13 protein-coding genes are annotated in these 16,906 nt (G+C 70.8%); 12 read left to right on the top strand and 1 reads right to left on the bottom strand.

Translation table 11 applies throughout. The features are described 5' to 3' along the window. The first annotated feature begins 46 nt into the window (after positions 1 to 46). The 7 genes from ACWEOZ_RS21745 (at position 47) to ACWEOZ_RS21715 (ending at position 8,818) form a co-directional block, all read left to right on the top strand. Positions 47 to 589 carry a TetR/AcrR family transcriptional regulator gene (locus tag ACWEOZ_RS21745; protein WP_451912491.1) on the top strand — a complete coding sequence of 181 codons (543 nt, stop codon included), beginning with the start codon at positions 47 to 49 and terminating at the stop codon, positions 587 to 589. A 1-nt stretch (position 590) separates the two neighbouring features. After that, positions 591 to 2,774, top strand: a complete 2,184-nt coding sequence (locus ACWEOZ_RS21740) for an MMPL family transporter (RefSeq protein ID WP_451912490.1) — start codon at positions 591 to 593, stop codon at positions 2,772 to 2,774. A 195-nt stretch (positions 2,775 to 2,969) separates the two neighbouring features. Beyond that, the gene (gene mmsA / locus ACWEOZ_RS21735) at positions 2,970 to 4,517 is read left to right on the top strand and encodes a multiple monosaccharide ABC transporter ATP-binding protein (protein ID WP_451912489.1); all 1,548 of its coding nucleotides are present in this window, start codon (positions 2,970 to 2,972) and stop codon (positions 4,515 to 4,517) included. Then, on the top strand, positions 4,514 to 5,809 hold the full coding sequence (gene mmsB / locus ACWEOZ_RS21730) for a multiple monosaccharide ABC transporter permease (protein WP_451912488.1): 1,296 nt from the start codon (positions 4,514 to 4,516) through the stop codon (positions 5,807 to 5,809). Before mmsA ends, mmsB begins: the two co-directional genes overlap by 4 nt. A 57-nt stretch (positions 5,810 to 5,866) precedes the next feature. Then, entirely contained in the window at positions 5,867 to 6,967 is a 1,101-nt protein-coding gene (locus tag ACWEOZ_RS21725; RefSeq protein ID WP_451912487.1) for a substrate-binding domain-containing protein, read from the top strand. 105 nt (positions 6,968 to 7,072) lie between these two features. Continuing rightward, the gene (locus ACWEOZ_RS21720; RefSeq protein ID WP_451912486.1) at positions 7,073 to 8,320 is read left to right on the top strand and encodes an ROK family protein; all 1,248 of its coding nucleotides are present in this window, start codon (positions 7,073 to 7,075) and stop codon (positions 8,318 to 8,320) included. Positions 8,321 to 8,413: 93 nt separating this feature from the next. After that, complete coding sequence (locus ACWEOZ_RS21715) at positions 8,414 to 8,818, top strand: hypothetical protein (RefSeq protein ID WP_451912485.1); 405 nt, start codon at positions 8,414 to 8,416, stop codon at positions 8,816 to 8,818. Between the two features lie 33 nt (positions 8,819 to 8,851). Here the strand turns inward: ACWEOZ_RS21715 and ACWEOZ_RS21710 are convergent, their stop codons facing one another. Further along, positions 8,852 to 9,475: an HAAS signaling domain-containing protein gene (locus ACWEOZ_RS21710; protein ID WP_451912484.1), complete on the bottom strand. Its 624-nt coding sequence runs from the start codon at positions 9,473 to 9,475 to the stop codon at positions 8,852 to 8,854. Positions 9,476 to 9,757: 282 nt separating this feature from the next. Between ACWEOZ_RS21710 and ACWEOZ_RS21705 the strand changes: the two genes are divergently transcribed. The 5 genes from ACWEOZ_RS21705 to ACWEOZ_RS21685 all read left to right on the top strand — a co-directional run bounded on the left by ACWEOZ_RS21705 (position 9,758) and on the right by ACWEOZ_RS21685 (position 16,885). Next, entirely contained in the window at positions 9,758 to 12,058 is a 2,301-nt protein-coding gene (locus tag ACWEOZ_RS21705) for an EAL domain-containing protein (RefSeq protein WP_451912483.1), read from the top strand. Positions 12,059 to 12,411: 353 nt separating this feature from the next. After that, complete coding sequence (locus tag ACWEOZ_RS21700; protein ID WP_451912482.1) at positions 12,412 to 13,332, top strand: sugar phosphate isomerase/epimerase family protein; 921 nt, start codon at positions 12,412 to 12,414, stop codon at positions 13,330 to 13,332. A gap of 12 nt (positions 13,333 to 13,344) precedes the next feature. Further along, positions 13,345 to 15,432: a PQQ-dependent sugar dehydrogenase gene (locus tag ACWEOZ_RS21695; RefSeq protein WP_451912481.1), complete on the top strand. Its 2,088-nt coding sequence runs from the start codon at positions 13,345 to 13,347 to the stop codon at positions 15,430 to 15,432. Between the two features lie 94 nt (positions 15,433 to 15,526). Next, positions 15,527 to 16,294 (top strand): hypothetical protein, encoded by a 768-nt coding sequence (locus tag ACWEOZ_RS21690; RefSeq protein WP_451912480.1) that lies wholly within the window; start codon positions 15,527 to 15,529, stop codon positions 16,292 to 16,294. A 9-nt stretch (positions 16,295 to 16,303) separates the two neighbouring features. Beyond that, complete coding sequence (locus ACWEOZ_RS21685) at positions 16,304 to 16,885, top strand: DUF6993 domain-containing protein (protein ID WP_451912479.1); 582 nt, start codon at positions 16,304 to 16,306, stop codon at positions 16,883 to 16,885. Positions 16,886 to 16,906 lie beyond the last annotated feature (21 nt).

The following is a 16,906-nucleotide window of genomic DNA, read 5'->3' as shown; positions in this document are numbered from 1 at the left end:
ACCGATCGGCCAGCTTCTGACCGATCGGTCAGGCATGCTGGTGGGCATGGCCCGTACCCGGACACGCGACGAGATCCTGGCCGTCGCCGCGGAGCTGTTCTCCCGCGCCGGCTTCAAGGGCACCTCGCTGCAGGACATCGCCGCCGAGGTGGGCTGCTCCAAGGCGACGCTGCTCTACCACTTCGACACCAAGGAAGCGATCCTCGCCGCCCTGGTGGCGCCGGCCGCCGCCGAGCTGGCCGAGCTCACCGCCCGGCTGGCCCAGCTCGACGGTGAGGCCGCGCGCGAGGCGGCCATCGACGGCTTCGTCGACCTGGTGCTGCGGTACCGCCGCGAGGCCGGGCTCATCTACTACGGCTCTCTGGACGTGCTGTGGACCCCCGCCTTCGCGGACGCCCAGCCCATGATCGAAAACCTGTGCACCGCCTTCGCGGCGGGGTCCATCGACCCGGTCGACCGCATCGCCGCGGACGTGCTGCTGGCCGGCATCTGCTCGGTGGCCATCGACAAGCCCGACGACGCGACCCTGCGCTCCGCCCTGATCGCCGTGGCGAAGCGCGCCCTGCTCACCCCTCGATCCAAGGACTGACATGGCAACCCTGTTGTACCGGCTCGGCCGGGCCTCGTTCCGGCGCCGCAAGCTCGTGGTCGTCCTGTGGCTGGTGCTGCTGGCCGCGCTGGGCGGGGCCGCTCTGGCCTTCAAGGGCACCTCGTCGAGCGACTTCACCATGCCCGGCACCGAGTCGCAGCGCGCGATCGACGCCCTGCAGCGGGAGTTCCCCGAGGCCAGCGGGGCCACCGGCACCATCGTGGTGGCCGCGCCGGCCGGCGGCACGCTGGCCGATCCCACCCTCAAGACCGCGGTCGAGGGCCTGGTCAAAGAGGCGTCGGCGCTGCCCGGCGTGCTCGGCGCCGTGGACCCCTTCGCCGCCAAGGCCCTCTCGCAGGACGGCCGGTACGGCCTCGTCCAGGTGCAGTTCGCCACCCGCGCCGACGAGGTGACCGAGCAGCAGCGCGCCGCGTACGAGGGGAGCGGTGCCGCCGCCGAGGCCGCCGGGTTGCGGGTCGAGCACGGTGGCGAGGTGATGAACTCCGAGCCCGAGGTCGGCGGCACCGAGAGCATCGGCGTCATCATCGCCCTGGTGGTCCTGGTGATCACCTTCGGCTCGCTGGTCGCCGCGGGCATGACCATGCTCAACGCGCTGATCGGGGTTGGCGCGGGCATGGCCGGCCTGTTCGCGCTGAGCAGCGTCGTCACGCTGACCAGCACCGCGCCGGTGCTCGCCCTGATGCTGGGACTGGCCGTCGGCATCGACTACTCGCTGTTCATCACCTCCCGGCACCGGCAGAACCTCGTCGACGGCCTCACGCCGCAGGAGGCGGCCGCCCGCGCGGTGGGCACCGCCGGTTCCGCCGTCGTGTTCGCCGGCATCACCGTGGTCATCGCGCTGGCCGGTCTCGCGGTCGTGGACATCCCGTTCCTGACGGTCATGGGCCTGGCCGCCGCGGGCACCGTCGCCGTGGCCGTGCTGGTCGCCATCACGCTGCTGCCCGCCCTGCTGGGCTTCGCCGGCGAGCGGGTGCTGCCGCGCAAGCTGCGGTCCGCCGGTTCGCACGCCGCGTCGCACGCCGAGCCCAAGGAGGGCTTCGGCTTCCGCTGGGCCCGGCTGGTCACCCGGCTGCGCATCCCGGTGCTGCTGGTCGGCGTGCTCGGCCTGGGCGCGCTGGCCCTGCCGGCCGCGGACATGCGGGTGGCGCTGCCCGGTGCCGGTGCCGGCCCGGTCGGCACCCCCGGCCGCGACGCCGCCGACCTGATCACCGAGGGCTTCGGCCCCGGCTTCAACGGCCGGCTGGCCCTGGTCGTCTCCAGTGACTCGCCGGAGCAGACCACCGCCGCCGTGCAGCAGGCCACCCAGCTGTTGCAGGGCACGCCCAACCTGCTGGCCGTGACCCCGCCGAACCTCAGTCAGGACAAGCTGACCGCGCTGCTCGGGGTGCTGCCGCGGACCGGCCCGACCGACGAGGCCACCGAGGACCTGGTGCACGACGTCCGCGACCGGGTGGCCGGGATCGCGAACGCGGACGTGTCGCTGACCGGGCAGACCGCCGTGGGCATCGACGTGTCGGAGAAGCTGTCGGCCGCCATGCCGGTCTATCTGCTGCTGGTCGTCGGCCTGTCGGTGCTGCTGCTGATGCTGGTGTTCCGGTCCATCCTGGTGCCGCTCAAGGCGGCCCTCGGCTTCCTGCTCACCGTGGGCGCCACCTTCGGCGTCACGGTGCTGGTGTTCCAGGAGGGACACCTCAGCGGGCTGGTCGGCCTGGACAGCCCGGGACCGCTGATCAGCTTCCTGCCCATCCTGCTGATCGGCATCCTGTTCGGCCTCGCGATGGACTACGAGGTGTTCCTGGTGTCGCGGATGCGTGAGGACTTCGTGCACGGCGCCGGCGCCCAGGAGGCGACGATCAGCGGCATGGGGCACGGCGCCCGCGTGGTCACCGCGGCCGCGCTGATCATGACGTCGGTCTTCGCGGGCTTCATCCTGCTGGACGACCCGGTCATCAAGTCGATGGGCTTCGCGCTGGCCATCGGCGTGGCGATCGACGCCTTCGTGGTCCGGATGACGATCGTGCCGGCCGTGATCTCGTTGCTCGGCCGGGCCGCCTGGTGGCTGCCGCGCTGGCTGGACCGGCTACTGCCCAACGTCGACATCGAGGGTGAGCGGTTGCGCGAGGAACTGGCGAGCGAGCCGGAGCGGGAGCCGGTCACCGTGTGAACCGTTTAAGCAGGTAAGAGAGCCGGAGCGTGCATCGCACGCTCCGGCTCTTTATTGCCGGATTGTTACCTGTCCGGTGATCTAGAAACTTGCGAATCATCTTCTGCTCTGAATAGGTTGCCCTCGGCAACAAAACCATGTGAAAGCCAGATCCCTCCCGGAGGCATCCATGACGTTGGCGAGGTGGTGCGAGCGATGAGCGACGCGCCGATCCTCCTGGAGATGCGTTCCATCACCAAGGAGTTCCCCGGAGTCAAGGCCCTCGCCGACGTCAACCTCGTGGTGCGGGCCGGCGAGATCCACGCCATCTGCGGCGAGAACGGTGCCGGCAAGTCCACGCTGATGAAGGTGCTCAGCGGGGTCTACCCGTACGGCACGTACGACGGTGACATCGTTTACCAAGGGACGGAGACCCGCTTCTCGGACATCCGGGCCAGCGAGCACGCCGGCATCGTGATCATCCATCAGGAGCTCGCCCTCATCCCCGAGCTCTCGATCACCGAGAACATCTTCCTGGGCAACGAGCCCCGCAAGCGCGGCGCGATCGACTGGAAGTCCGCCCAGCGCCAGGCCCGGGAGCTGCTGGCCCGGGTCGGGTTGCGCGAGGACCCGGACACCCTGATCAAGGACATCGGCGTCGGCAAGCAGCAGCTGGTCGAGATCGCCAAGGCGTTCGCCAAGGACGTCAAGCTGCTCATCCTGGACGAGCCCACGGCCGCGCTGAACGAGGCGGACTCCCGGCACCTGCTGGACCTGCTGCGCGGCTTCCGCGAGCGCGGCATCACCTCGATCATGATCTCGCACAAGCTCAACGAGATCGAGGCCATCGCCGACCAGATCACGATCCTGCGTGACGGCCGGACGGTCGAGACGCTGGACGTCAAGGCCGACGGCGTCGACGAGGACCGGATCGTGCGGGGCATGGTCGGCCGCGAGCTCAGCAGCCGCTTCCCGGACCACACGCCGACGATCGGCGAGGTGTTCTTCGAGGTCCGCAACTGGAACGTGCGGCACCCGATCTCAGCCGAGCGCCAGGTCTGCAAGAACGAGAACTTCGTGGTGCGCCGCGGCGAGATCGTCGGCTTCGCCGGCCTGATGGGCGCCGGCCGCACCGAGCTCGCGATGAGCGTGTTCGGCCGCTCCTACGGTGTCTGGGAGTCCGGCACGATCATCAAGGACGGCAAGGAGATCGTCCTCAAGTCGGTGGCGGACGCGATCGCCCACGGGCTCGCGTACGTCAGCGAGGACCGCAAGGCGATCGGCCTCAACCTGCTCGACGACATCAAGACGTCGACGGTGGCGGCCAAGCTGTCCAAGATCACCAAGCGCGGCGTCCTCGACGAGGTGGCCGAGTACAAGGCCGCCGAGTCCTACCGCAAGGAGCTGCGGACCAAGGCGCCCTCGGTCGACGAGGGCGTCTCCAAGCTCTCCGGCGGCAACCAGCAGAAGGTCGTCCTGGCGAAGTGGATGTTCACGGACCCCGACCTGCTGATCCTCGACGAGCCCACCCGCGGCATCGACGTGGGCGCGAAGTACGAGATCTACGGCATCATCCAGCGGCTCGCCGACCAGGGTAAGGGCGTCATCGTCATCTCCTCGGAGCTGCCCGAGCTGATCGGGCTCTGCGACCGCATCTACACCGTGTTCGAAGGCCAGATCACGGGCGACATCGCCCGCCAGGATGCGGACCCGGAGACCCTCATGAAGCAGATGACCTCGACGAAGAAGATGCAGACCCGATGAGCCGATTCAAGGACCTTCAGAAGAACCTCTTCGGAGGAACCACCTCCAACGCCCGCCAGTTCGGCATGATCTTCACCCTGGTGGCGATCGTCCTGCTGTTCCAGTTCCTGACGGACGGGCTGACCCTGCGGTCGGACAACCTGATCGCCCTGTTCAACCAGAACTCGTACATCCTGATCCTGGCCATCGGCATGCTGATGGTGATCGTGGCCGGTCACATCGACCTGTCGGTCGGCTCGATCGCCGCGTTCGCCGGCATCCTGGTCGCCAAGTCGATGGCCGAGTGGGACCTGCCCTGGCCGCTGGCCATTCTGTTCGGCCTCGCCATCGGCGCGGCGATCGGTGCCTGGCAGGGCTTCTGGGTGGCCTACATCGGCGTGCCCGCGTTCATCGTCACGCTGGCCGGCATGCTGATCTTCCGCGGCGGCAACCAGTTCATCGGCAACGCCAACACGATCGCGGTGCCCGAGGGCTTCCGGAAGATCGGCGCCGGCTACCTGCCCGAGGTGGGACCGAACACCGGCTACAACAACCTGACCCTGCTGCTCGGCCTGGCCGCCTGCATCGCCGTGGTCTGGCGGGAGCTGCAGGCCCGGCGTACCCGGCACGAGATGGACGCCGACGCCGGCCCGCTCTGGGTCTCGATCCTGCGGATGGCCGTCATGGTCGGCGTGCTCGCCTTCGTGGCGCTGCGCTTCGCCAGCGGCCGGGTCGGCACCAGCTTCCCGATCTCCGGCATCATCCTGGTCGTCCTGGTGCTGCTGTACTCCTTCTACACCCGCAACACCGCGGGCGGCCGGCACATCTACGCGGTCGGCGGCAACTCCCGCGCCGCGGAGCTCTCCGGCGTCAAGCTCAAGCGCGTCAACTTCTTCGTCATGATGAACATGTCCGTGCTGGCGTCGCTGGCCGGCATGATCTTCGTGGCCCGCTCGGCCGCCTCCGGCCCGCAGGACGGCAACGGCTGGGAGCTGGACGCGATCGCCGCGGTCTTCATCGGTGGTGCGGCCGTGGCCGGCGGTATCGGCACGATCAGCGGCTCCATCGTGGGTGGTCTGGTCATGGCCGTGCTCAACAACGGCCTCCAGCTGCAGGGCGTCGGCACCGACCGGGTCCAGATCATCAAGGGCCTGGTCCTGCTGCTCGCGGTCGCGCTGGACGTCTACAACAAGAGCCAGGGACGCTTCTCGGTCATCGGAAGCCTCATGCGTCCCTTCCGCCGGGAGGCACCTGCCATTCCGGCTTCGTCGGCCGCGGAGCGCGAGCCCGCCAAGACATCGGTGTCCGGCTGACGGTCACCGAGAACCCCTCTCACCCGTATCACCTCTGAAGAAGGGCAACACCCCCCAATGCGTACATTCTTTGCCAAGACGGTGGCCATCGGCGCCATCTCGATGCTGGCCCTGACGGCCTGCGGCGGCGGCCGTGACGAGGAGTCCGGCTCGGACGCCCCGGCCAAGGGCTTCGCGGCCAACTCCCTCATCGGTGTGGCCCTGCCGGCCAAGACCTCGGAGAACTGGGTTCTCGCCGGTGACCTGTTCACCAACGGCCTGAAGGAGGCCGGCTTCCAGAGCGACGTGCAGTACGCCGGCGCGTCCACCACGGTCGCCGACCAGCAGGCCCAGATCACCGCCATGGTGACCAAGGGTGCCAAGGTCATCGTCATCGGCGCGACCGACGCCGCGCAGCTGTCGACCCAGGTCGCCGCGGCGCACCAGGCCGGCGCGAAGGTCATCGCGTACGACCGCCTGATCACCAACACGCCGGACCTCGACTACTACGTCGCGTTCGACAACTTCAAGGTCGGCCAGCTCCAGGGCCAGGCCCTGCTGGACGGCATGAAGGCCAAGAAGCCGACCGGCCCGTGGACCATCGAGCTGTTCTCCGGCTCGCCGGACGACAACAACGCCGGTGTCTTCTTCAACGGTGCGATGGACGTCCTCAAGCCGGCCATCGAGAAGGGCGACGTCGTCGTCGGCTCGAAGCAGACCGACGTCAAGCAGACCGCCATCCAGGGCTGGAAGGCCGAGGGTGCGCAGGCCCGCATGGACCAGCTGTTGACCTCGACCTACGGCAGCAAGACGCTGGACGGCGTCCTCTCCCCGAACGACACCCTGGCCCGCGCGATCATCACGTCGATCAAGGGTCGCGGCAAGCCCGTCCCGGTCGTCACCGGTCAGGACTCCGAGGTCGAGTCGATCAAGTCGATCATGGCCGGCGAGCAGTACATGACGATCAACAAGGACACCCGCAACCTGGTCAAGGAGACCATCACCATGGTCAAGGCCCTGCAGGCCGGCAACGCCCCGCAGGTCAACGACCAGAAGTCCTACAACAACGGCAGCAAGGTCGTCGACACCTTCCTGCTCCCGCCGGTCGCCGTGACCAAGGCCAACGCGGCCGAGGCGTACGCGAACGACCCGAAGCTCGCCCCGCTCACCAAGGCGTGACGGCTCGGTAGTACCTGACGGCCCTTGGGTCCCCGGAGTCCGTCTCCGGGGACCCTTCGTCGTCTTCGATACCGACAAAACGGACGATCGGGAGGAGGCTGGACTGTGGCGACACCCGTACGGTCGAAGCCGTCCCGCCCGGGGCGACCCGTGGAGCTGCCGCTGCCGGCCGCGCCGGGGGCCAGCCAGGAGGAGATCCGCCGGCAGAACCTCGGCGCCGTGCTGCGCTTCGTCCACGTGCACGGCCCCACCTCCCGGGCCGAGCTCACCGGCCGGCTCGGGCTCAACCGCAGCACCATCGGCGCGCTCGCCGCCGACCTGGCCGCGGCCGGCCTGGTCACCGAGGAGGCCGAGGCGCCCACGGCCGCCCGCCGCGCCGGCCGGCCGTCGCTGGTCGTCAGCCCCCGTTCCAGCCGGGTCTACGCGTACGCGCTCAGCATCGAGGCCGACCGGCTCCGCGCGGCCCGCGTCGGGCTCGGCGGCCGGATCCTCGACCTGCGGGAGACCCGCCGCCCGCCCGGCCTGCCGGTGCTCGACGCCGTCGCGCCGCTGGCCGGCTTCCTGCGCGCGATGCGGGACTCGGCCGCGTCCGGCGCTCTGCCCCCGATCGGCGGGGCCGTCGCGGTGGCCGACACCAGCCGCGACGCCGAGGGCCGGATCCGGATCGGCGCGACGGACGAGGGGCTCGGTGACGCCCTGGGCGAGGCGCTACCAGCCGGCCCCGGCTTCGTCACCGGCGACATGGCCGACATCGCCGCGCTGGCCGAGCACGTCCGGGGTGTGGCCGCCGGCATCGACGACCTGATCTACCTGCACGGTGATCTCGGCGTCAGCGCCGGCATCATCACCGGTGGCCGGCTGGTCGCCGGCCACCGCGGTCACGGTGGCAAGGTCGGTCACATGGTGGTCAACCCGCACGGGCGGCCCTGCGGCTGCGGCTCCCGCGGCTGCTGGGAGACCGAGATCGGGGAGAACGCACTGCTGCGCCACGCCGGCCGCGCGCCGGGGGACCGGGCTGCCGTCCTGGAGGTGCTGGGGTCGGCGGCCGGCGGCGAGCCCGCGGCCCGCGCGGCGGTCGGCCAGGTCGCGGACTGGCTCGGCTTCGGGGTGGCCAACCTGGTCAACGTGGTCAACCCGGACCTGGTGGTCTTCGGCGGCTCGCTGCGCGAGGTGTACGCGGCCGGCGCCGGCGACGTCCGGCGCCGCCTGGACGCGATGGCTCTGCCGGCCTCTCGCGAACACGTGCAGCTGCGCGCCGCGGCCCTGGGCCGCAACGCCGCCCTGATCGGCGCGGCCGAGCTCGCCTTCGAGCAACTGCTGGCCGACCCGCTCGGCGCCGGGCCCGCGACCTGAACCAGCCGGACCGCGGGCCTGGAGAGGCCGGGGCGGCCGGGGTTGCGGGGGAGGAGCAGACTGGACGGGGCGACACGTGACGGAGGCTGCTTCATGACGGAAACACCGGCTGGCGCCGCCACCCTGCGCTGGGTCGCCACGCTGGCCTGGCTGCTGCCGCCGCTGGTCGAGCTGCCCCTGCTCGCCGGCCTGTGTTCCGGCATCCCGGAGGTCGGCCGGGCCGCCGTCTTCGGCATCCCGGCCACCCGGGTGGCGGTGCTGTTCGCCCTGCTCGCCGCGCTGGCCGGGTTCGTGGCCGTGGTACGCGGCACGACCGGGCTGGCCCGGGCGGCCGTCGCCGGGGCGCTGTCGATCGCCGCCGGCATCGTGGCCGCCCTGGCCGCGGGCTTCCTCTTCGACGGGGAGTTCCCGCTGATCGCGCTGCTCCCCGCCCACTCCGCGCTGGCGCTGGCCGTGCTGGCCCGCGCCACCCTGCGCGAGCCCGCCGACTCCCAGTAGCGGCGGCGGGCCGCAGCGACAGCCCGCCGGCTTCTAGTAGCGGCGGCGAGCCGCCAGGCCGGGCAGCAGCGACAGCCCGGCGATGATCGCGCCGGCGACCATCCCCAGATAAGCGAGCAGCACCGCCGCCTCGCCCCCGCCGAAGGCCGCCGCCCCGATCACCATGACGAAGCCGAGCAGCACCGGCAGTCCGGCCAGCACCCAGGCGGCGGTCTTCTGCGCCGGGCTCCACCGCGGTGAGCCCGACACCAGCATGAGCCCGGCCAGCGGACTGATCACCGGCAGCACCACCGAGCCGGCGGTGAGCAGGGCGATCCCCGCGTACTCGGGTCCCGCCGACGACGTGGCGGCCGGTGGCGGCAGCGGGGCGGGCAGGACCGGCCGGCGCAGGTGGGCCGGCATCCGGCCGCGGCGGGCCGCGGCCGCGAGCGCCTCCGGCGGGCCGAGCCGGTGCAGGATGTGCCGGGGGTCCTCCAGTGGGTCGGCCACCGACGTACGCCGCATCGCGATGTAGTCGGCGACGGTGGTCATCAACTCGTCCCGCAGCTCGGGGGCGAGGTCCTCGCTGGCGCCCCAGAGCGCGGCCAGGTAGTCCAGGACGAGGACGTCCGTGTGCGCCAGCGGCGTGGTGTCGTAGTGGTGCGGTACGGACGTCATCCGGATCCCCCTGAGCAGAGTGCGACAGTGCAGTCAGCATCGCGGCGGCGCACCCCGGCGCACATCTGGCCCGGGGCTGATACCCCGGCCGGCTCTCTGTCTTTCGGCCGATCCGGTGCCGCCGCGGTGCTACGGGCCGGTCCGGGGCGATAGTCCGTTTCGCGGATGGCCCGCGGGCCGTTCGTACGGCAGCCTGGTCCGGTGGACCACGGCGATCTTGTGCGCGATCCCGGTCAGCCCGGTTTTGCTACATCCGAGCCGTTCAGCGCCGATGCTTTCAGCATGGCCGAGGACACCCGCGCACCCGCACGCTACGTGTGGATCACCGCTGCCCTCGCCCTGGCCAGCTGGCTGTGGTTCCTGCTGTTCAGCACCGCCGGCGCGGGGCACGTGGCGATCGCCTACCTGGCGGTGCCGCTGGGCGGTGTCTTCGCGGTGATCGCGCTGTTCCAGCTCTGGCGCACCGTACGCGGCGACCGGACGGCCAGCCGTTTCTGGCTCACCCTGCTGATCGCCGCCTCGTTCATGACCGCCGGTTACGTGCTGATGGCCGTCAACGCCGCCCTGTACTCGGTCGGCGACATGCCGCCGGACATGACGCTGTCCGCCGCCGGCTGTGTCGGGCTGGGCTTCGCGCTGGCCATGTGGGCCGTCGCCCGGGTCCCGGTGGGCGCGATGGATCCCGCCGAGCGCTGGCGCATGCACCTGGACCGGCTCGTCGCCTTCCTGGGGTGCGCGACGGTGCTGTGGCACTTCGGGCTCGCCCCCATGCTGACGGCCACCGAGCGCTGGGCCCCGCAGACGCTGTCGCTGGTGGGGCTGGCGTTCCTGCTCACCGTCGGCGGCATCACCAAGGTGTCGTACCTCGGTGACGGCCCGGTCGACCGGACCGCGATGCGGCTGGTCGCGGCCATGGGCCTGACCGCGGCCGGGGTGGCCGTGCTGGCCACCACGTTCGGTAACGCCGGTGGGGTGCCGTCGCAGGCCGTGGTGCTGCCCGTCGCCCCGGTGCTGCTCACTCTGGCCGTACGCGCGCAGGCCCGGGCCACGCTCGGCGGCCGCCGGGTGTCACGCCGGTCCTCGCCGCTGCTGCCGTACCTGGCCATCGCCGCCGGGGACCTGCCGCTGGTGGCCGTGGCGGCCGGGCCGCTGCAGTGGCCCGGCCGGGTCTCGCTGATCGCCGCCGTGCTGGTCAGCGTCCTGGTCACAGCCCGGCAGTTCGTGGCCTTCCGGGACAACAAGCGGCTGCTGAGCGACATCCGTGGCCAGGAGGTGCGGCTGCAGCACGAGGTCAGCCACGACAGCCTGACCGGGCTGGCCAACCGGGCCCGGTTCCGCGCCGTGCTGCACGCCGCGCTGACCCACGAGGCGTCCGCGACCGTGCTGCTGGTCGACCTGGACGATTTCAAGACGGTCAACGACTCGCTCGGTCACGACGTCGGTGACCACCTGCTGGTCGCGGTGGCCGACGTGCTGCGCGAGCAGTGCGGCGCCGACGGCCTGCCGGTGCGCATCGGCGGCGACGAGTTCGCCGTGCTGCTCACCGGCGGCACCACGGTGGGGGAGACCGTCGCCCAGCGGGTGCTGGACGCGCTGACCCGGCCGATCAGCGAGCACCGGCTGCTGGTGCAGGCCAGCATCGGCATCGCGACCGCGGCGCCGGGTGCGACGCTCGACAGCGTGCTGCGCGACGCCGACGTCGCCATGTACGCGGCCAAGGGCCACGGCAAGGCCGGTTACGTGCGCTACGTGCCCGGCATGGAGGAGCCGATCCTGGCCCACATCCAGCTCGGCGGTGAGCTGCGCCGGGGCCTGGACGAGGGCGAGTTCCGGGTCGTCTACCAGCCGGTGATCCGGCTGGCCGACCGTAAGATCATCGGCGTCGAGGCGCTGGTGCGCTGGGACCACCCGGTCCGCGGCCCGGTGTCGCCGGTCGAGTTCATCCCGGTCGCCGAGCGCACCGGCCTGATCGTCGAGCTGGGCCGGTTCGTGCTGCGCGAGACGTGCCGGCAGATGGCGGCCTGGCTGGCCGAGTTCGGCCCGGACGCGTTGCAGAAGCCGGGCGTCAACGTCTCGGCGCGCCAGCTGCACGATCCCGACTTCGTCAGCGACGTGCTGGCCGCGCTGGCCGATTCCGGGCTGCCCACCGACCGCCTGGTGCTGGAGCTGACCGAGTCCGCGGTGCTGCGCGGCAGCCAGGTGTCGCGCACCCTGCACGAGCTCGACCGGCTCGGCGTGGCGCTGGCCCTGGACGACTTCGGCACCGGCGAGTCGTCGCTGAGCCTGCTGCGCTCGTTCCCGGCGGCGATCGTCAAGCTGGACAAGTCCTTCGTGGACGGCATCGAGATCGAGGACGCCGGGGCCGGGCGGGACGCCAGCCAGGCGGTGGCCCGCGCGGTCATCCAGTTGGCGAACGCCCTGGGGCTGGACACGGTGGCCGAGGGCATCGAGAACGAGGCCCAGGCCGAGCAGCTGCGCCTGCTGGGATACACCCTCGGCCAGGGTTACCACCTGGCCCGGCCGATGCCCGCCAAGGAGTTCACCCGGCTGCTCGCCGCCCAGCGTCGCGCCGTCACGGCCTGACGTATACCGCTTGCCCCTCGCGGCCCTGCCGGGCACGGTGAGGGATGTGACCGTCCACAACCACCGGTGAGCTGGGCGAAGCCCTTCGGAACGGGCGATGTCCGTCCTGTCCACATCGTCTGATCCACGGCTTTGGCGCGTCCTTCTCGCAGGCGGCAACCAAACTTTTGCATATTTCGAAGATTCTTTTCGCCACTTGAGCGAAACAAACCATTAACATCAGCAAGCGAACGACTTCGATGCAACAAAAGTGCTCCGACGTGGCGCAGGGCTCCCCGAGAGCCGCCGCCCGAGCGGCCGATGCCGTGCGCCCACGTCATTCCCGCACCACCTACCGGGAGGCAGTACAAGCGATGCAGAACGAGTCCACCGTCAGCCGCCGCCATCTTCTGGGCGCCGCCGCGGCCGGTGCCGCCGCGGTCGGCACCTCCGCCGTCCTGGCCTCACCGGCCGAGGCGTCCAAGGGTGGCCACCGGCTCGCCCGGGTGCCGCGCGACAAGATCAGCGTGCAGCTCTACACCCTGCGCAACCAGCTCACCATCGACCTGGACGCCAGCCTGGCCGAGCTGGCCGAGATCGGCTACACCCGGGTCGAGCACGCCGGCTTCGTCGGCCGCACGGCCGCCCAGTTCCGCGCGGCCCTGGACGCCGCCGGGCTGCGCGCGACCTCCGGGCACGTCGGCATCCCGCAGCCGTTCAACGCCTCGACCTGGCAGGCCGCGCTCGAGGACGCCCTGATCGTCGGCAACAAGTACATCGTGCACCCGTACTTCGGCACCGACGCCAACGGGCCGATCCGCGACGGCTCCGTCTACAAAGCCTTCGCCAAGGACCTGAACAAGGCCGGTGCGCTCGCCCGCAAGGCCGGGCTCAGCTTCGGCTACCACAACCACCACAACGAGTTCCTGCGCCAGGACGGCGGCAAGCGCACCGGCTTCGACATCCTGACCCGCGAGACCGATCCCGGGCTGGTGCACTTCGAGGTCGACCTGTACTGGGCCTGGCGGGGTGCGCACGACCCGGTGGACCTGATCCACGAGAACCGGGGACGGATCCGCCAGGTGCACGTCAAGGACATGGCGGTCTCCAGCAGCTTCGAGGACCCGGGCGCCGGTCTGATCGACTTCGGCCGCATCTTCGAGCACTCCCGCGAGGCGGGCCTGGTCGAGTACATCGTGGAACGTGACGACGCGGGCAGCCCGCCGCGTACCCCCGCCGACGCGCTGATCACCGCAGAGGTCGGCTTCCGTTACCTCGACAACCTCCGGTTCTGAGGGGACTGCTCTATGAAGAAGCGATTGCTGACTGCCGTACCGGTGCTGGCTCTGCTCACGACGGCCCTGACCGTCCCGTCCGGACCGGCCGCGGCGAAGGCCCCGGCCGAGCCGCCGGCCGATGCGAACTTCCAGAAGGTCACCCTGGACGACTTCCCGGGCGAGCCGATCGCGCTGGCCGTGCTGCCGGACCGCCGGGTGCTGCACACCGCGCGCACCGGTGAGGTACGCATCAACGACCCGAAGAGCGGGCGCAACATCCTGGCCGCCAAGATCCCCGTCTACCAGCACGACGAGGAGGGTGTGCAGGGCGTCGCGATCGACCCGAACTTCAAGCAGAACAAGTGGGTCTACATCTACTACTCGCCGCCGCTGAACACTCCGATGGACGACCCGGCGACGCCCGCGGTCAACGAGGGTGACGCGCCGGAGAACGGCACCGCCGCCGACTTCGCCCGGTACAAGGGCGTGATGCGGCTGTCGCGGTTCAAGCTCAACGGCAACACGCTCGCGCTGGCCAGCGAGCAGAAGATCATGGAGGTCGGCACCGACCGGGGTATCTGCTGCCACGTCGGCGGCAAGATCGACTTCGACAGCAAGGGCAACCTGTACCTGTCCACGGGGGACGACACCAACCCGTTCGCCTCCGACGGCTACACGCCGATCGACGAGCGGGCCGGCCGCAACCCGGCCTTCGACGCGCAGCGCACCGCCGGCAACACCAACGACCTACGCGGCAAGCTGCTGCGGATCAAGGTCCGGGCCAACGGCAGCTACACCATCCCGAAGGGCAACCTGTTCAAGCCGGGCACCGCGTACACCCGCCCGGAGATCTACGCGATGGGCCTGCGCAACCCGTTCCGCTTCGCGGTCGACAAGAAGACCGACGTCGCGTACGTCGGTGACTACTCGCCCGACGCGAACAGCCCCAACCCCGCGCGCGGGCCGGCCGGGCACGGCCGCTGGATGGCCATCGACAAGCCCGCCAACTACGGCTGGCCGTACTGCGTCGCGCCCGACATGCCGTACGTCGACTTCGACTTCGCCACCCGCACCTCGGGCCAGCCGTTCAACTGCGCCGCGCCGGTCAACGACTCGCCCAACAACACCGGTAAGCGCAAGCTGCCGCCGGTGCAGAAGGCGGAGGTCATCTACACGTACGCGGCCTCGACGGAGTTCCCGGAGCTGGGCACGGGCGGCATCGGCCCGATGGGCGGCCCGGCGTACGACTTCGACGCCAAGAACAAGTCGGCGACCAAGTGGCCGAAGTACTACGACGGCAAGCCGCTGTTCTACGAGTGGACCCGCGACTACGTGCAGGAGTTCACGCTCGGCGCGGACAACGAGGTCACCGCGATCCGTGAGGTGCTGCCGTCGGTCATCTTCGACAACCCGATGGACCTGGAGTTCGGCCCGGACGGCTCGCTGTACGTGCTCGAGTACGGCGACGGCTACTTCTCCGAGAACCCGGAGGCGCAGCTGGCCCGCATCGACTACGTCCGCGGCAACCGCACCCCGTTGCCGAAGATCACGGCCACGCCGGTCCGGGGCGAGGCGCCGCTGACGGTGACGTTCTCCAGCGCCGGCACCACCGATCCCGACGGCGACAGCCTGCGTTACGCCTGGGACTTCAACGCCGACGGCATCGTCGACTCCCGGGCCCCGAACGCGGTCTACACGTTCACCGAGAACGGCAACTACCGGCCGACGCTGAAGGTCACCGACCCGACCGGTCGCTGGGCGTCCGCGGAGGTGCTGCTCCCGGTGGGCACGGCAGCCCCGCAGGTCACCCTGACCACCACGCCGAACCCGGACCAGCCGTTCGCCTTCGGTGACACGGTGAGCTACCAGGTCACCGTGGTGGACGACCAGCCGGTCGACTGCTCGAAGGTCACCGTGACCTTCATCCTGGGCCACGACCAGCACGGTCACCCGCTGTCCACCGCCACCGGGTGCAGCGGCTCGATCCAGACGTTCCTCGACCCGGGTCACTCCGGTGCGGAGAACCTGAACGCGGTGTTCGTGGCGTCGTACACGGACTCCGGCACCCCGCCGCAGACCGGGACGGACGAGGTCGTCCTCGACCCGACCGGCAGCTGACATCACCAGCGACCGAGGTCACCGCCGTCACCCACGGCGGTGACCTCGGCCGTTCCGCCCGCATCACGGCCCCGATTGCGCCACGCTGGAAGGCGTGGGGGTGCACCTGGAGCAATGGTGGGCGCAGTTCCTCGAAGCGTCCGACCGTTTCGACGCCGCCTACCTGGTCGAGGGGCTCAGCGACCTGGTCGGCCCGTACATCAAAGCTCCGCTGCTGCGCCGCGAGGTCAAGATCGCCGCGGACGCGGTGATCCGCCGGCTGGAGCGCCCGGCGAGCGCCGAACGGGCCGAGCACGGCCGGGAAGCCGCCGAACGGCTGTCGCGCACCCTCGACCGGATCCGGGAACGCGCGACCGGAGCCGCGATCGCCACGGAGGAGGCGGCGATCGTCGAACTGGCCCTGCGCGGCGAGTACGCGGCGGCGGCCGCCGCGGCCCAGCCCCTGGTGGACGAGAAGAAGCTGTACCGCCTGTTCGTCACGGCGCTGCGCCTGGAACGCTTCGACATCCCGATGGCCCTGCGCCTGCTGGAGGCCGGCCAGACCCCGCGTCAGGCGATCCGGGCGGGCCACCTGATCGGCAAGTACAGCTGGTGGCCGTCCTGGCTGCTGCGCATCGTCACGGAACGGGCCCTGGCCGGCACCCTGGACGAGGAGACCATCGCGGCGCTGGACAAGTGCGCGTACGCGGAGCTGACCCCGCTGCAGGCGAACCTGGCCCGCAAGCTGCTGGGTGGCAACGAGGCCCTGATCAGCACGGCGGCCCACCGCCTGATCACCCTGGGCGAGGCCGACGCGGCGGAACGGCTCCGCGAGGGCGACATCGCGGCGGTGGCGTTCGCAGCCCGGCTGAGCACCCAGTAGTGCCCGGCGATGTTCGTCTTCGGCCGCCCGGCCGAGCCCGCCTCGCGACCGCGCCGGCTGATCGGTCTCCTGTTGACCGTGGCCGTGCTGCTGTGCGCCGCGCCCCTGGCCTGGAATTCGTTCGACCGCGGCAGCTCCGGCACGACGACGACCAATTCGTGCTTCTTCATCAACGGCGATGAGCGGGAGGCGGCGCTCGATCTCTGCGACCGCCGGTCGCGCGACGAGGCGCTGCGCGCGGTGGTCCCGGCGGAGCAGGTACGGCGGCACCTGGAAACCACCGGGCAGATCTACCAGTCGCTTCGCCGGTCGCTCTGCGAGCCGCCGTCCGACAGCGCGTGCTACCCGGGCGACGCCCGGGCATCGGTCAGCGGCGATGTGCGGGAGGTACGGCAGGCGCTCGAGCAGGCCGGGTATCCCGGTGCCGTGGTCCGGCTGGCCGGTCCGGACGACCCCGCTCCGGCCGATGCCGTGATGTTCGCGGTGGCCCGTGAGGATGTCTGCCTCATCGGCTATGTGCTCGGCGGCCGAGGGCCGGGAGTCATCACGGTCGTCGGGCGGTTGCCGAACGGCCGGTGTCTGTCGGACTGACGGCGCGAACAGGCCCGGCCG

It is taken from the genome of Actinoplanes sp. NPDC004185, from assembly GCF_053603475.1.
Note: the sequence above shows the minus strand (reverse complement) of the source record. Positions and strands in the feature narration are given on the sequence as shown.

Bases quoted from the DNA above. Each gene is read 5' to 3' on its own strand.
- mmsA (WP_451912489.1), top strand. From the start codon at position 2,970: ATGAGCGACGCGCCGATCCTCCTGGAGATGCGTTCCATCACCAAGGAG.
- mmsB (WP_451912488.1), top strand. From the start codon at position 4,514: ATGAGCCGATTCAAGGACCTTCAGAAGAACCTCTTCGGAGGAACCACC.
- ACWEOZ_RS21710 (WP_451912484.1), bottom strand. From the start codon at position 9,475: ATGACGTCCGTACCGCACCACTACGACACCACGCCGCTGGCGCACACG.
- ACWEOZ_RS21725 (WP_451912487.1), top strand. From the start codon at position 5,867: ATGCGTACATTCTTTGCCAAGACGGTGGCCATCGGCGCCATCTCGATG.
- ACWEOZ_RS21700 (WP_451912482.1), top strand. From the start codon at position 12,412: ATGCAGAACGAGTCCACCGTCAGCCGCCGCCATCTTCTGGGCGCCGCC.
- ACWEOZ_RS21685 (WP_451912479.1), top strand. From the start codon at position 16,304: ATGTTCGTCTTCGGCCGCCCGGCCGAGCCCGCCTCGCGACCGCGCCGG.
- ACWEOZ_RS21695 (WP_451912481.1), top strand. From the start codon at position 13,345: ATGAAGAAGCGATTGCTGACTGCCGTACCGGTGCTGGCTCTGCTCACG.
- ACWEOZ_RS21715 (WP_451912485.1), top strand. From the start codon at position 8,414: ATGACGGAAACACCGGCTGGCGCCGCCACCCTGCGCTGGGTCGCCACG.
- ACWEOZ_RS21740 (WP_451912490.1), top strand. From the start codon at position 591: ATGGCAACCCTGTTGTACCGGCTCGGCCGGGCCTCGTTCCGGCGCCGC.
- ACWEOZ_RS21745 (WP_451912491.1), top strand. From the start codon at position 47: ATGGCCCGTACCCGGACACGCGACGAGATCCTGGCCGTCGCCGCGGAG.
- ACWEOZ_RS21705 (WP_451912483.1), top strand. From the start codon at position 9,758: ATGGCCGAGGACACCCGCGCACCCGCACGCTACGTGTGGATCACCGCT.